At 57.0% G+C, this 13,773-nt stretch carries 14 protein-coding genes; 5 read left to right on the top strand and 9 right to left on the bottom strand.

Features of this window, described 5'->3' with window-relative positions; translation table 11 throughout:
• Positions 1-70 precede the first annotated feature (70 nt).
• On the top strand, positions 71-382 hold the full coding sequence (locus ACZ6J2_RS13260; protein ID WP_029741631.1) for an MGMT family protein: 312 nt from the start codon (positions 71-73) through the stop codon (positions 380-382).
• Between the two features lie 33 nt (positions 383-415).
• Here ACZ6J2_RS13260 and ACZ6J2_RS13255 read toward each other — a convergent pair whose 3' ends face one another.
• The gene (locus ACZ6J2_RS13255) at positions 416-943 is read right to left on the bottom strand and encodes a YbaY family lipoprotein (RefSeq protein WP_008503301.1); all 528 of its coding nucleotides are present in this window, start codon (positions 941-943) and stop codon (positions 416-418) included.
• A gap of 200 nt (positions 944-1,143) precedes the next feature.
• Between ACZ6J2_RS13255 and tesB the strand changes: the two genes are divergently transcribed.
• A complete protein-coding gene (gene tesB / locus ACZ6J2_RS13250; RefSeq protein ID WP_023334719.1) occupies positions 1,144-2,004 on the top strand; it encodes an acyl-CoA thioesterase II in 861 nt (286 codons plus the stop codon).
• 189 nt (positions 2,005-2,193) lie between these two features.
• Here the strand turns inward: tesB and amtB are convergent, their stop codons facing one another.
• The 5 genes from amtB to ACZ6J2_RS13225 all read right to left on the bottom strand — a co-directional run bounded on the left by amtB (position 2,194) and on the right by ACZ6J2_RS13225 (position 8,113).
• Positions 2,194-3,483 (bottom strand): ammonium transporter AmtB, encoded by a 1,290-nt coding sequence (gene amtB / locus ACZ6J2_RS13245; RefSeq protein ID WP_023310584.1) that lies wholly within the window; start codon positions 3,481-3,483, stop codon positions 2,194-2,196.
• Positions 3,484-3,518: 35 nt separating this feature from the next.
• Complete coding sequence (gene glnK / locus ACZ6J2_RS13240) at positions 3,519-3,857, bottom strand: P-II family nitrogen regulator (RefSeq protein WP_008503304.1); 339 nt, start codon at positions 3,855-3,857, stop codon at positions 3,519-3,521.
• A gap of 220 nt (positions 3,858-4,077) precedes the next feature.
• The gene (locus ACZ6J2_RS13235) at positions 4,078-5,859 is read right to left on the bottom strand and encodes a SmdB family multidrug efflux ABC transporter permease/ATP-binding protein (protein WP_471725914.1); all 1,782 of its coding nucleotides are present in this window, start codon (positions 5,857-5,859) and stop codon (positions 4,078-4,080) included.
• On the bottom strand, positions 5,852-7,624 hold the full coding sequence (locus ACZ6J2_RS13230; RefSeq protein ID WP_471725913.1) for a SmdA family multidrug ABC transporter permease/ATP-binding protein: 1,773 nt from the start codon (positions 7,622-7,624) through the stop codon (positions 5,852-5,854). Before ACZ6J2_RS13230 ends, ACZ6J2_RS13235 begins: the two co-directional genes overlap by 8 nt.
• Before the next feature lie 30 nt (positions 7,625-7,654).
• A complete protein-coding gene (locus ACZ6J2_RS13225) occupies positions 7,655-8,113 on the bottom strand; it encodes an Lrp/AsnC family transcriptional regulator (RefSeq protein ID WP_008503307.1) in 459 nt (152 codons plus the stop codon).
• Between the two features lie 112 nt (positions 8,114-8,225).
• Here ACZ6J2_RS13225 and ACZ6J2_RS13220 point away from each other — a divergent pair, with 112 nt between their 5' ends.
• Positions 8,226-9,275 carry a PLP-dependent cysteine synthase family protein gene (locus ACZ6J2_RS13220; RefSeq protein WP_233467333.1) on the top strand — a complete coding sequence of 350 codons (1,050 nt, stop codon included), beginning with the start codon at positions 8,226-8,228 and terminating at the stop codon, positions 9,273-9,275.
• A gap of 40 nt (positions 9,276-9,315) precedes the next feature.
• On the opposite strand, the gene cof is transcribed toward ACZ6J2_RS13220, so the two are convergent.
• Positions 9,316-10,134 carry an HMP-PP phosphatase gene (gene cof, locus ACZ6J2_RS13215; RefSeq protein WP_471725912.1) on the bottom strand — a complete coding sequence of 273 codons (819 nt, stop codon included), beginning with the start codon at positions 10,132-10,134 and terminating at the stop codon, positions 9,316-9,318.
• Positions 10,135-10,235: 101 nt separating this feature from the next.
• Here cof and ACZ6J2_RS13210 point away from each other — a divergent pair, with 101 nt between their 5' ends.
• Together ACZ6J2_RS13210 and queC are read left to right on the top strand one after the other, a co-directional pair.
• Entirely contained in the window at positions 10,236-11,936 is a 1,701-nt protein-coding gene (locus tag ACZ6J2_RS13210) for an SgrR family transcriptional regulator (RefSeq protein ID WP_471725911.1), read from the top strand.
• Positions 11,937-12,002: 66 nt separating this feature from the next.
• Positions 12,003-12,698 (top strand): 7-cyano-7-deazaguanine synthase QueC, encoded by a 696-nt coding sequence (gene queC, locus ACZ6J2_RS13205; RefSeq protein WP_023310577.1) that lies wholly within the window; start codon positions 12,003-12,005, stop codon positions 12,696-12,698.
• Positions 12,699-12,758: 60 nt separating this feature from the next.
• Here queC and ACZ6J2_RS13200 read toward each other — a convergent pair whose 3' ends face one another.
• Both ACZ6J2_RS13200 and ACZ6J2_RS13195 read right to left on the bottom strand, forming a co-directional pair.
• On the bottom strand, positions 12,759-13,157 hold the full coding sequence (locus ACZ6J2_RS13200) for a YbgC/FadM family acyl-CoA thioesterase (RefSeq protein WP_471725910.1): 399 nt from the start codon (positions 13,155-13,157) through the stop codon (positions 12,759-12,761).
• A 99-nt stretch (positions 13,158-13,256) separates the two neighbouring features.
• Positions 13,257-13,637: a helix-hairpin-helix domain-containing protein gene (locus tag ACZ6J2_RS13195; RefSeq protein ID WP_471725909.1), complete on the bottom strand. Its 381-nt coding sequence runs from the start codon at positions 13,635-13,637 to the stop codon at positions 13,257-13,259.
• Positions 13,638-13,773 lie beyond the last annotated feature (136 nt).

Below are 13,773 nucleotides of genomic sequence, written 5' to 3'. Positions count from 1 at the left end.
CAAACAGGCGCAGCAATCATGAAGATCTTCGTTTACCATAGCTTTCCAGAAACTCCCCACAGGTAAAGGTATGGACGAACACGACTCCTTTCCACAGCGCGTATGGCAAATCGTGGCCTCAATCCCGGAAGGCTACGTCACCACCTATGGTGATGTCGCGCGTCTGGCCGGCTCCCCGCGCGCGGCGCGACAGGTTGGAGGCGTCCTGAAACGGCTGCCGGAAGGCAGTACGCTGCCCTGGCATCGGGTGGTGAACCGTCATGGCGCCATTTCACTCACCGGGCCGGATCTTCAGCGTCAGCGTCAGGCGTTACTTTCAGAGGGTGTGCAGGTGTCAGGGTCGGGTCAGATCGATTTGCAGAAGTTTCGCTGGGTGTATTGACCCCTCTCCCGGAGGAGAGGGGAAATGCAGAAATTACATCTGAGTCGGTGGAGTTGGCAGAGACGGCTGATTGGTCTGCGGTGCAACCGGCACTTCGGTCTGCTGCACCGGCACCAGGTTCAGGTCGATTTTTGTCCCACCGTTGTTGATCGCTTCCTGGACCGTATCGGTAATAAACACCAGCTTGCCGTTGATGGTTACCGCTGCGCTCAGCAGGATACGGGCGTTAGGCTGCACGTCCGACGGGTTATACGGCAACACGAAGCTAAACGGCGCCTGCTTACCTTCAGTACGAACGGCACGCTGGGCAACGACTTTCGACGGCGCGTCGGCCAGAGAAGCATCAGACAGCGTCACGGTTAATACCGCATCCGGGGGCAACGCCACTTTCTGTTTAATCCAGATGGTACCGGAAACATTAGGCTGCTGAATGGATTGCTGCGAAAGGGTATTAATCCCGTTCGGATCTGCTGCTGGTACCGGCACCTGGGCACTCTTACCGGCACAGGCGGACAACGCCACCGCAATAGCTACACCACTTAGCATGGGCACGAGTTTCATTGAAGTCTCCTTATCAATGCACCAGCGGGATCGATCCCATCCGATGTCGTTTCAATCACATAACGTATTCAAGTGTGGCACAGATCACCGATTTATGCCTGAAAACGTGCCGATATTCAGATTATTCTACCCATCGGACCACTTTCATTTCTGCGTTATACTCTGCCTATCTTTCGCTACGGCGTTTATTGAGGACAACTATGAGTCAGGCACTGAACAATCTGCTGACATTACTGAATCTGGAAAAAATTGAGGAAGGACTCTTTCGCGGACAGAGCGAAGATCTCGGCTTACGCCAGGTCTTCGGGGGGCAAGTCGTCGGACAGGCACTGTACGCCGCAAAGGAGACTGTCCCGGCAGACCGTCTGGTGCATTCATTCCACAGCTACTTCTTACGCCCTGGCGATAGCGCAAAACCGATTGTATATGACGTTGAAGTCCTGCGAGACGGCAACAGCTTCAGCGCACGCCGCGTAGCGGCCATTCAAAACGGCAAGCCGATCTTTTACATGACCGCCTCTTTCCAGGCGCCGGAACCCGGCTACGAGCATCAAAAAGTGATGCCCCCGGCTCCGTCGCCCGACTCTTTAAAATCAGAGACGGATATCGCCCGCGCGCTGGCGCATCTGCTTCCGCCGCAGGTCAAAGAGAAATTTCTCTGTGATAAGCCTCTGGAGATCCGCCCGGTTGAGTTCCACAACCCGATGAAAGGCCATACCGCCGAGCCGAAACGCCAGGTCTGGATCCGTGCCAACGGGACCGTACCGGAAGATTTCCGCGTGCATCAGTATCTGCTCGGCTATGCGTCAGATTTCAACTTCCTGCCGGTGGCGCTGCAGCCGCACGGTGTCGGGTTCCTTGAAAAAGGGATGCAGGTCGCGACGATCGATCACTCCATGTGGTTCCACCGTCCGTTCAACATGAATGAGTGGCTGCTTTACAGCGTGGAGAGTACGTCAGCGTCGAGCGCGCGCGGGTTTGTGCGCGGGGAGTTTTATACTCAGGACGGCGTGCTGGTCGCTTCTACGGTGCAGGAAGGGGTAATGCGTAATCGCGGGTGATTGTGTACGGCCTGATGCCCTCACCCAGACCCTCTCCCACCGGGAGAGGGAATACACAATAAAAACGGCAACCGAAGTTGCCGTTTTGCTTTTGCCTTGTGCGGCCTGATGCCCTCACCCTGACCCTCTCCCACGGGGAGAGGGAATACACATTAAAAACGGCAACCTGGGTTGCCGTTTTGCTGTTTATTATGCGTTATACGCATTCTCGCCGTGGCTGTTGACGTCCAGACCTTCGCGCTCCTGCTCTTCCGGTACGCGTAGACCCACCGTCATATCCGCCAGCTTATAGCCAATGAAGGCCACAACGGCAGACCAGACAACGGTGATAGCAATACTTTCCAGCTGCACCAGCACCTGATGAACCATGGTCACGCCTTCTGCGTAGCCCACGCCACCGAGCGACTTCGCGGCAAAGATACCGGTCATGATACAACCCACGATGCCGCACACGCCGTGCACGCCAAACACATCGCATGGGTCATCAACGCGCAGCACACGTTTCAGTGCGGTCACGCCCCACAGACCCGCCAAACCGGACACCAGGCCGACCAGCAGCGCGCCACCCACGCCGACATAACCACACGCTGGCGTAATGCCAACCAGACCGGCAATGGCACCCGAACAGGCACCCAGCAAAGAAGGTTTACCGCGTACCGCCCACTCGCCAAACACCCAGGAGAGGATTGCACCCGCCGTCGCCACAACGGTGTTCACGAAGGCCAGCGCGGCGATTTCGTTTGCTGCACTTGCCGAGCCGGCGTTGAAGCCAAACCAGCCAAAGTAGAGGATAGCCGTACCGGTAAACACCATCGGCAGGTTGTGCGGTTTAAACGCTTCTTTACCGAAGCCCACGCGTTTGCCAATCAGGTAAGCACCCACCAGACCCGCTACCGCGGCGTTGATGTGTACAACGGTACCGCCCGCGAAGTCCAGCGCGCCGTGCGTTGCCAGCAGACCGCCACCCCAGACCATGTGCGCAATCGGCACATAGGAGAGCGTCATCCAGACCACTACGAAGATCAGCACGGCAGAGAAGCGAATACGCTCGGCGAGCGCGCCCACAATCAGCCCGACGGTAATACAGGCGAAGGAGCCCTGGAACGCAACGTGGATGTACTGATAGAAACTGCCCATCAGCGCGGTCAGCTCAATATTTTTCAGCATCACCCAGTCGAAGTTACCAAAGAACGCGTTGCCCGTACCGAACGCCAGCGAGTAACCGTAAACCACCCACAGCACGCAGACCAGTGCGAACGTCACGGCAACCTGCGTCAGCATGGAGAGAACGTTTTTGCCACGGATCAGGCCGCCGTAGAATAGCGCAATGCCCGGAATTGACATGAACAGCACCAGTGCGGTGCTGATCATCATAAAGGCGTTATCGGCTTTGTCGACCACCGCAGGGGTAGCAGCCAGCGCCAGGCCCGGCAGCAGCGCCAGCGAACCCAGACCCGTTTTAAGTGTTGCTATCTTCATTTTCTCGATCCCTATCACTGTGTGCCAGGCGTTATTTACAATGCCGCTTCGTCAGATTCGCCGGTACGGATGCGAATGACGCGCTGCAGTTCGGCAACGAAAATTTTGCCGTCGCCAATTTTGCCGGTATAGGCCGCTTTGCTAATGACATCAATGACTTCATCAAGCTGATCGTCAGCAATCGCGACATCAATTTTTACTTTTGGCAGAAAGTTAACGCTGTATTCCGCCCCGCGATAAAGCTCGGCATGACCCTTCTGACGACCAAAGCCTTTCACTTCGGTGACAGTCAGTCCCTGAATACCCATTGAAGACAACGCTTCACGCACGTCTTCGAGTTTGAATGGTTTGATTACAACCGTAACCAGCTTCATAGATCCCCTCCAGTCAGAATTCGGTAATGGCCGCAGCTTACGCAGAAGGTACTGCAAGGGGTGTGCCAGAAATGAAAACGAGGGGGAACGGCGGCGCACAGAGCATTACGCGGCCGTAATAAACGAACAGGCGAAAAAAAACGCACCATGCCGGTGCACGGTGCGTTTCAGTTTTGCACCAACAGGAATGACTGTTAGCGCGTCGCCTCATTTTGGTGCATCAGGCGCTAAGCGACTCTTCATCACGCACGCTGGCCGCCAGCTCTTCGCCCGCCAGCTGCAGCTGGTACATCTGCCAGTAGCGCCCTTTTGCTTCCAGCAGTTCACGGTGCGTACCGCGTTCAACGGCCTGTCCGCGATGTAGCACCAGAATGGTATCGGCATCGACGATGGTGGAAAGACGGTGGGCAATCACCACCAGCGTTGTATGGTCGCGTACCGCGGCCAGCGCCTGCTGAATGGCCTGCTCGGTACCGGAGTCAATACTGGCCGTGGCTTCATCCAGAATCAGAATCTGCGGCGTTTCAATCAGTACCCGCGCCAGCGCCAGGAGCTGCTTTTGCCCGACGGAGAGATTGTTCCCCTGCTCGCCCAGTTTGGTATTGATCCCATCGCTAAACCCGCGCGCCAGCTCTGCCAGCTGCACTTTTTCCAGCACGTCCCAGACCTGCTCCTGCGAGTAGTCTCGCCCCAGGGTCACGTTGGCATAGAAGGTATCGGCCAGCACGACCGGATCCTGCTGCACCATCGCGACGCCTTTACGCAACACGGTGTGGCTGAGAGACGCGAGCGGGCGCCCGTCGAGGCGGATTTCGCCGTGCGTGACCGGGTAATAGCCCATCAACAGGCTGGCAAGCGTGCTCTTACCGCTGCCGGTATGCCCCACCAGCGCCACGAAACCGCGCGACGGAACGTCAAGCGTGATGTCCTGCAGCACCAGCCGGTCTTCACGATAGGCAAACGAGACGTTATCAAAGGCGATAGTCCCGCTTTGCAGAGGTCGCTCGTCATTGCCGTAGGCCTGGCGCGGCCTGTCCATCAGCTCAAACACGCGCTCACCGGCGACAACGGCCTGCTGCAGCATCGATTGCTGGGTGGTAAGCTCGATCAGCGGCTCGTTAAGACGCCCGAGATAGCTGATAAAGGCGTACAGCACGCCCACTTCAATCGTACCGTTTGAGCTCAGCCCGAAGAGCATCAGCAGCCCGCAAAGCACCAGCGCCGAGAAAAGGCTCAGCAGCGGACGCAGCAGGAAACCATCAAGCCGCAGCGTCTGCATACGGGCCATGTAGTGCGAACGGCTGGCTTCCCCCATGCGTTCGCCAAAGCGCGCCTGCTGGCGGAACTGCTGGATGACGCTCATGCCGTTGATCACTTCGTTGAAGCCATCGTTGATGTCGGCCAGATAAGCACGCACCCGACGCACGATCGGCGTGCTGTAGCGCTGGTAAATGACCATGACAATCAGCACCGCCGGGAAGATGGCGATCGCCACCAGCGCCATGCGCCAGTCGAGGCTGAACATCGCCACCAGCATCGCGCCAATCAGCGCCGCGCTGCGTAACACCGTCGCGACCACGGTAACGTACAGATCGCGGATCACCTCGGTATCGTTGGTCACGCGCGAAATCACCTGCCCGACCGGCTGGATATCAAACTCGCTAAGCGGCTGGCGAAGCGCCGCGTCCATCACATCCGTACGCAGCTGCTGAACAACGCCCACTGCTGCACGGTTAAACAGCAGCGACTGCGCATAGTGCAGCCCTGCCGCCGCCAGCTGCAGGCCAACGTAGGCCACGCCTAAGCCCGCCACCAGCCCCAGCGGAAGGTAGCTTTTGGCGACCATGTTGTCGATAAAATAGCTGATGAGCAGCGGACCGCTCACTTCAGCAATCGCCGCAATCCAGAGTAGAAGCACGGCCACAGAGAGCGGTTTACGCCACGGCGAGCCGTAGGCCAGCAGACGCTTGAGCGTCGGCCACATCGTTCCGAGCTTACGCATTGGCGGCCTCCTCATCCTGCTCCGGCGCATCGTCCAGCGCCGCCTCAAGCTGTTGATAGCGGTACATATCGCGATACCAGCCCGGCTGATCGACAAGCGCTTCATGCTGCCCGCGCTGGGCAATGTGCCCGTGCTGTAAGACCAGAATTTCGCTGGCCTCAGTGAGCGCTGACAAACGGTGGGCGCAGATAATCACCGTGCGGCCGTCGCCCCACTGGCGCAGATTATGCAGAATTTGATGCTCGGTACGGCCGTCCACGGCGGAAAGCGCATCATCCAGGATCAGGATTTCAGCATTCAGCAGCAGCGCGCGGGCAATCGAGATACGCTGCTTTTGCCCGCCGGACAGCATGACGCCACGTTCCCCGACTTCCGTTTCGTACCCCTGCGGCAGACGCAAAATATCATCATGAACGCTGGCCAGACGTGCCACATGTTCAATTTCTTCCTGCGTCGCCCCAGGGCGCCCCAGGGCAATGTTGTTCGCCACGGTGTCCGAAAATAAAAACGGCGTCTGGCTGACGACCGCCAGGCGACCGCGCCACTCGTCCAGCTGCAGTCTGGTCAGGGGAATATCGTGAAAGCGGATATCGCCCTCGGTGACGTCAAAGTGGCGCTGAAGCAGAGAGAGCACGGTACTTTTGCCGGATCCCGTCGGGCCGCAGATGCCCAGCATCTGCCCTGGCTGCAGGGTAAAGCTGACGTTCTCCAGCACCGGATGCTCCGTATGCGGGTAGACAAACTTGCGGACGTCGACGGTCATGACGCCGCGCCCTTCCGGTACGGTTTCGCTACCGTCAATGACAACCGGCGCTTCGGCCAACATGGCGCGAATGCGGCTGTAGGCGGCGCTGCCGCGCTCCACGATGTTAAACATCCAGGCCAGCGCCAGCATCGGCCAGATCATGAGACCCAGATACATCGCAAAGCTGGTCAATTGCCCCAGGGTAAGCGTGCCCTGCACCACCATCCAGCTTCCGCCGCCAATGGCCAGCATATTTGCCATGCCGATTGCGATATAAATCGTCGGGTCAAAGCGGGCGTCGATACGCGCGACGCGCATGTTTTTCGCCCCCGTGTCTGCCGCATCGGCGGCAAACAGCGCAGACTGTCGGTCTTCCAGACCAAACGCTTTGATCATGCGGATGCTGGTCATGCTCTCCTGGGTGCGATCGTTCAGAGATGAAAACGCCGCCTGCGCCAGCTTGAAGCGCTCGTGCAGCTGTTCACCATAGCGATTGATCGCCAGCGCCATGATCGGCATCGGCAGCAGGGCGAGCAGGGTTAGCTGCCAGCTGATCTGCGTGGACATCACGATCAGCACCGCACATCCCATCACCAGCGAGTCCACCAGCGTCAGCACCCCTTCCCCGGCGGCAAAGACCACGCGATCGACGTCGTTTGTCGCGCGGGCGATGAGATCCCCGGTGCGATGACGCAGATAAAATTCGGGATGCTGTCGGCTCAGCTGGCGGTAAAAATCTTCACGCAGCTCAACGGCCAGCTGATAGGACGCACCAAACAGCAGCACGCGCCAGACGTAGCGCAGCAGATAAACAATGACGGCAGTCAGCACCAGCGTGCCGACCCACATCAACACCCGTGCGGTGGTGTAATGCTGTTCGGTGACGCCATCCACGACGTACCCCACCACTTTCGGCGGGATCAGCTGCAGGATGGCAATAATAATAAGCAGGGCGACTGCACCGAGGTAGCGTTGCCACTCCCGACGAAAGTACCAGCTTAATTGGGCAAATAATCGCACGCGGTTTGTTCCTGAAGGTATTTTACGAAGTTATTCAATGGGTAATGCTGTGGTGTATTTAATCTGTTCCATGGCGAAGCTTGAGGTGACGTCCGACAAACCCGGTACGCTGTTCACCAGCCGCTTGTAGAAATCATCATAGCGCTTCATGTCGGCCACCTGGACGCGCATCAGGTAATCATACTCTCCGGCCATACGCCAGAAACCGAGCACCTCGGGCATCTCAGACACCTGAGTAACGAAGCGGCAATACCACTCGCTGCTGTGATGCTGGGTTTTTATCAGCACAAATGCCGTCAGCCCAAGCCCCAGCTTTTCGGGATCTAACAACGCGACGCGCCCCAGAAGAATGCCGTCATCTTCCAGCTTCTTTAGGCGCTTCCAGCACGGAGTGGTGGTCAGATTAACGGCATCTGCCAGCGCCTGCAAAGAGAGGGTACAGTCACTTTGCAGCAATGAAAGGAGCTTGCGGTCAATTTTATCTAGCATACCCACCTCACAGAGAAAATTTTTCTCTCTTCATTCTATTTTAAAGGCCAGATAGCAACAATTTTTTCTGTGCTTTTCGCTATCCTAGGCACAAAATGACAAACGGATAACGATGATGAATAGCACCTGGGTTAAACATGCGATCAGCGAAATCAATGCCGACTATCAGCGCTCGGCGGATACGCACCTGATTCGTCTTTCCCTGCCGGGATTTGACGGCATTCAGCTCTATCTGAAGGATGAAAGCACCCATCCCACCGGTAGCCTGAAGCATCGCCTGGCGCGCTCGCTGTTTTTATACGGTTTATGTAACGGCTGGATTAAAGAAGGCACCACTATTATTGAATCTTCGTCCGGTTCAACGGCGGTGTCCGAAGCCTATTTCGCCCGCCTGCTGGGCCTGCCGTTTATCGCGGTAATGCCGTCCTGCACCGCAAAACGCAAAATCGAACAGATCGAATTTTACGGCGGACGCTGCCACTTTGTGGAAAGCGCCTGCGAAATCTACGCCGCCTCCGAAATGCTGGCCCGCGAGCTGAACGGCCACTACATGGACCAGTTCACCTTCGCCGAGCGCGCGACGGACTGGCGCGGCAATAACAACATTGCCGACAGTATTTTCCGCCAGATGACCCACGAACCGCATCCGGTTCCGTCCTGTATCGTCATGAGCGCCGGTACCGGCGGCACGTCAGCCACGATTGGACGCTATATCCGCTGTCAGGGCTACGATACCCAACTGATGGTGGTTGACCCGCAGAACTCCGTATTCCTCGACTACTGGCAAAACCGCAATGCGGAGCTGCGCAGCCCGGTGGGCAGTAAAATTGAAGGGATTGGCCGCCCGCGCGTGGAGCCCTCTTTCATCCCCGACGTTGTGGATGAGATGATGCGCGTGCCGGATGCCGCAAGCGTGGCAACGGCGCACTGGCTGGAAACGCAGCTGGGCCGCAAAGTGGGCGCATCGACGGGTACAAATATGTGGGGCGCACTGCAGCTTGCCGCCCGTATGCGCGAAGAGGGCCGTACCGGTTCCATCGTCACGCTGCTGTGCGACAGCGGCGAGCGTTATCTCGATACCTACTACAACGCGGAGTGGGTGCAGGCCAACATCGGCGATATCGCCCCGTGGAAAGCGCAGATTGCAGACCTGGTGAAATAAAAAAAGCCAGACCGAAGTCTGGCTTGCTGGAAGGGTCTCACTATTCGGGGGAATACGGGAGATTATTGTTGTCCAGCCAATGCGTCAAAAAATGGGACACTGCTTCATTGCGGCAGTGGCCAATAACCGGCAGATGGGGAAGTTCTGCTTTCAGCTGCGCCATCGCATTCCCCATGATCAGACCGCGACCTACGCTACCCAGCATTTCGCGGTCGTTCATGGCGTCACCAAACGCCATACACTCCTGCAGCGTTAAGCCCAGGTGGTCGCTGAGTACCGCCAGAGCGGAGCCTTTGTTACAACCCACCGGCAGCACTTCCAGACAATCCACCGCCGAGAAAGTAAGGTGCGCCCGGTCACCCAGCGCCTCATTCAGCTGAATCCTTAAACGGCACAGATCGTCATGATCGCCGCAGAAGCAGATCTTGGTTACCGCATGAGCGGGGATCCGACGCAGATCGATAAGCTGATATTTGAAACCGCTGTATACATGCGCGTGCAGCAGTTCAGGAATTTCACGTCCGGTAAACCAGCCCCGATCGTTAAAGACGTGGATACTGGCCTGCGTGTTCCAGGTGCTGTGCAGCACGATGTCCGCCACTTCCGGGTTGAGATCCTGCCGGTGCAGCACATCCCCTTCTACGGAGTGAATTCGCGTCCCGTTGCCGGTAATTAGAAAGGCGTCGAGGGAAAACGCGCCCAGCAGGTGGCGCATCTCCAGCACATGGCGGCCAGTGGCAAACGTCAGGGTGACATCACGCTCGCGCAGACGCTTCAGCGTGTTCAGGGTTTTTTCCCCTAAACGGTGATCCGGCATTAACAGCGTACCGTCCATATCAAATGCAGCGAGCCGAGCCATGATTACTCCCGAAATGTGATGCGGTTAACTTGTGCAACAGTATCGTGTGAGATATACGGAAGTAATAGTGAATAGATGAAAATTATTGTTCCGGGTTTCTTATGCGCCAGCTCAATCGACTCAACCAGTATCACCGCCTCTGGCAGCCTTCTCAGGGTGCAACGCAACAGGTCACCATCAGCGAGCTGGCCGCCCGCTGTTTTTGTAGCGAGCGGCATGTCCGAACCCTGCTGCGCCAGGCCCAGGAGGCGGGCTGGCTCAGCTGGCGATCGCAGTCTGGCCGCGGTAAGCGCGGTGAGCTAACGTTCCATGTCGCCCCGGAGTCACTGCGCAATGCGATGATGGAAGAAGCGCTGAAAAGCGGGCAGCAGCATAACGCGCTGGAACTGGCCCAGCTTGCCCCTGAAGCGCTGCGGTCATTGCTGCATCCTTTTTTGGGCGGGCAGTGGCAAAACGACACGCCGACGCTACGCATCCCCTACTATCGCTCGCTGGAGCCGCTTCAGCCGGGGTTTTTACCGGGCCGGGCAGAGCAGCATCTGGCGGGACAGGTCTTCTCAGGCCTGACGCGTTTTAACGGTAACAGCAGTGAACCTACGGGCGATCTGGCGCATCACTGGGATGTCTCTGCTGACGGCCTGCGCTGGCATTTCTACATTCGCTCCACCCTGCACTGGCATAACGGCGATAAAATAGAAACGGCGCAACTCCAGCGAAGTCTGACAGCGCTGTTGACGCTTCCCGCCCTGCGCACTCTGTTTCAGAGCGTCTTATGTATTGAAACATCGCATCCACAGTGTCTGACGTTTACGCTGCATCAACCGGACTACTGGCTACCGCACAGGCTGGCAACCTACTGTAGCCGTCTGGCGCATCCCGACCATCCTGCGGTTGGCAGTGGCCCGTTTCGGCTGGCTGCCTTTGAGCCCGACCTGGTTCGTCTGGAAAGCCATGAGCAGTATCACCTGAGCCATCCGCTGCTCAAAGCCATCGAATACTGGATTACTCCCCAGCTTTTTGATTACAGCCTGGGCACCAGCTGTCGCCACCCGGTGCAAATCGCGATCGGCGAGGCTGACGAGCTGGAAAGTCTGCGGCTGGTAAGCAGCAGCACCAGCCTGGGGTTCTGTTACCTCACGCTTAAACAAAGCGCGCGCCTGAGTGAGATCCAGGCAAAACGGCTTATCAATATCATTCATCTCTCCAGGCTTCTACACACACTTCCGCTAAATGAAGGGCTCATCACGCCCACCCAGGAACTGCTTCCCGACTGGACAATCCCCGAATGGCCTGATTTATCGGACGTAACCCTCCCTGAAGCGTTGACGCTGGTTTACCATCTCCCTGTTGAGCTTCACACCATGGCCAGCCAGTTGAAGGCATACCTGGCGCTACAGGGGTGTCAACTGACCGTCATCTTTCACGACGCCAAGACGTGGGACGGATGCCTGGAGCTTGCCGATGCAGACATCATGATGGGGGACAGGCTGATTGGTGAAGCGCCGGAATATACGCTTGAACAGTGGCTGCGCTGCGATGCCCTCTGGCCGCACGTTCTTAGCGCACCGGCTTACGCCCACCTGCAAGCGACGCTGGATGCGGTACAGACTCAGGCCGAGGCTCGGGATAGACACGCGGGACTGCAAGCCATCTTCAACCGGTTAATGGAGAGTGCGGTGCTGACGCCACTCTTTAATTATCAATACCAAATCAGTGCTCCGCCTGGCGTGAATGGTATACGCCTCAATACCCGCGGCTGGTTTGACTTTACAGAAGCCTGGCTGCCCGCGCCCAAATCGTGAAGAAGCTGGTCGCCGTCGTGGTCAGACGGTAACATAACGTTTTTACCGTAACAGTCGAGATGATTTATGAAACGTGCCGTCGTCGTGTTCAGCGGAGGACAAGACTCTACTACCTGCCTGGTCCAGGCCCTTCATCAGTACGATGAAGTTCACTGTGTCACTTTCGATTATGGTCAGCGTCATCGCGCTGAAATCGACGTTGCTCGTGAACTAGCCCTGAAACTGGGCGCACGCGCGCACAAGGTGCTGGACGTTACGCTGTTAAATGAACTGGCCGTGAGCAGCCTCACCCGAGACAGTATTCCTGTACCTGACTACGAACCCGATGCCAGCGGCATTCCGAATACCTTCGTGCCGGGCCGTAATATCCTCTTCCTGACCCTGACGGCGATCTACGCCTATCAGGTAAAAGCCGAAGCGGTGATCACGGGCGTGTGCGAGACCGACTTCTCCGGCTACCCGGACTGTCGTGATGAGTTCGTAAAAGCATTAAACCACGCCGTCAATCTGGGGATGGCGAAAGAGACGCGCTTTGAAACTCCGCTCATGTGGCTGGATAAAGCCGAAACCTGGGCGCTGGCGGACTACTGGGGCAAGCTGGACCTTGTTCGCAGCGAAACGCTCACCTGCTATAACGGCATCAAAGGCGACGGTTGCGGCCAGTGTGCGGCCTGTAATCTACGCGCTAACGGGCTGAACCACTATCTTGCCGATAAATCCGGCGTGATGGCCGCGATGCAGAAAAAGACCGGTCTTAAATAGGGCTACTTGACCGTGCTGTCGCAAACAAGTGTCGACAGCACGAGTACGCCTTAACATGTCTTACACGATCATCAACTCCAGCTTTTCCCGCAGTTCCCCTTCCAGCGGCAGCGCTTTCTGCGTTTTCAAATCGATACAGACAAACGTGATCAACGCATCTGCGACCATCTGCCCTTCTGGATCGAGCGTCACCATCTGGCTTAATACGCCACTTTTGCCATTGATCTGTTGCACCTGGCTGGTAACCGTGAGCACATCACCCAGCACGGCCGGACGGCGGTAGTTGATGTTGATATTGACGACCACAAACGCGATGTTGTGCGCGGTCAGCCACTGAAAGCTTTCGCTGTTTTCCAGCCCGTCCCAGCGCGCTTCTTCAAGAAACTCAAGATAGCGAGCATTGTTCACATGCTGATAAACGTCGAGATGAAAACCGCGTACTTTGATTTTTGTCTGCATAGCGCAATAGCCTTTACTGTTATTGTAGGAAGAGAGGTCATAACTGGTATGACCTCTTTATCCTGGCAAAAATTTGCCGCAGTGCAAGAAATTGCGTAATTACAACGTCAGGTGTGAGAGGTTGCGCTCAACCAGCGCGCTGCCCATGCCCGGCACCTGCTTGAGATCGTCGACCGTTTTGAAAGGACCATACTCTTCACGGTAGCTGACGATGGCCTGCGCTTTTTTCAGGCCCACGCCATTCATCGCGCGGGCGAGATCTTCCGCTGAGGCCGAATTGATACTGACCCGCGTACCGTCATCATCCGCATTTTTACCAGCGTCTGTCGCTTTGGTTTGCCCTTGCGCCAGCGCTGCCGCGTCAGACTTGCTCTGCGTAGCTTGTGTTTTGGCTGCGGGGGCCGACGCCATCGCACCCGCGCTCATCCCGGTAGTGGCAATAGCCAGCGTAATTAACAGTGCTTTGATTCCACATTTCATGCTGTATCTCCTTGTTTGTTGACAGCCAGGTCACAATAGCCGCCAGATAAAACCGGCACAAACAGCAGATTGCAGAAATGGAAAAGGCCGCGAAAGCGGCCTTTAGTTTTTGCAGAGCGTTACGAAAATCTGCGAG

Source organism: Enterobacter sp. E14S, assembly GCF_055666685.1.
The sequence above is the reverse complement of the archived record's forward strand: the minus strand, read 5'-3'. Positions and strand labels throughout refer to the sequence as shown.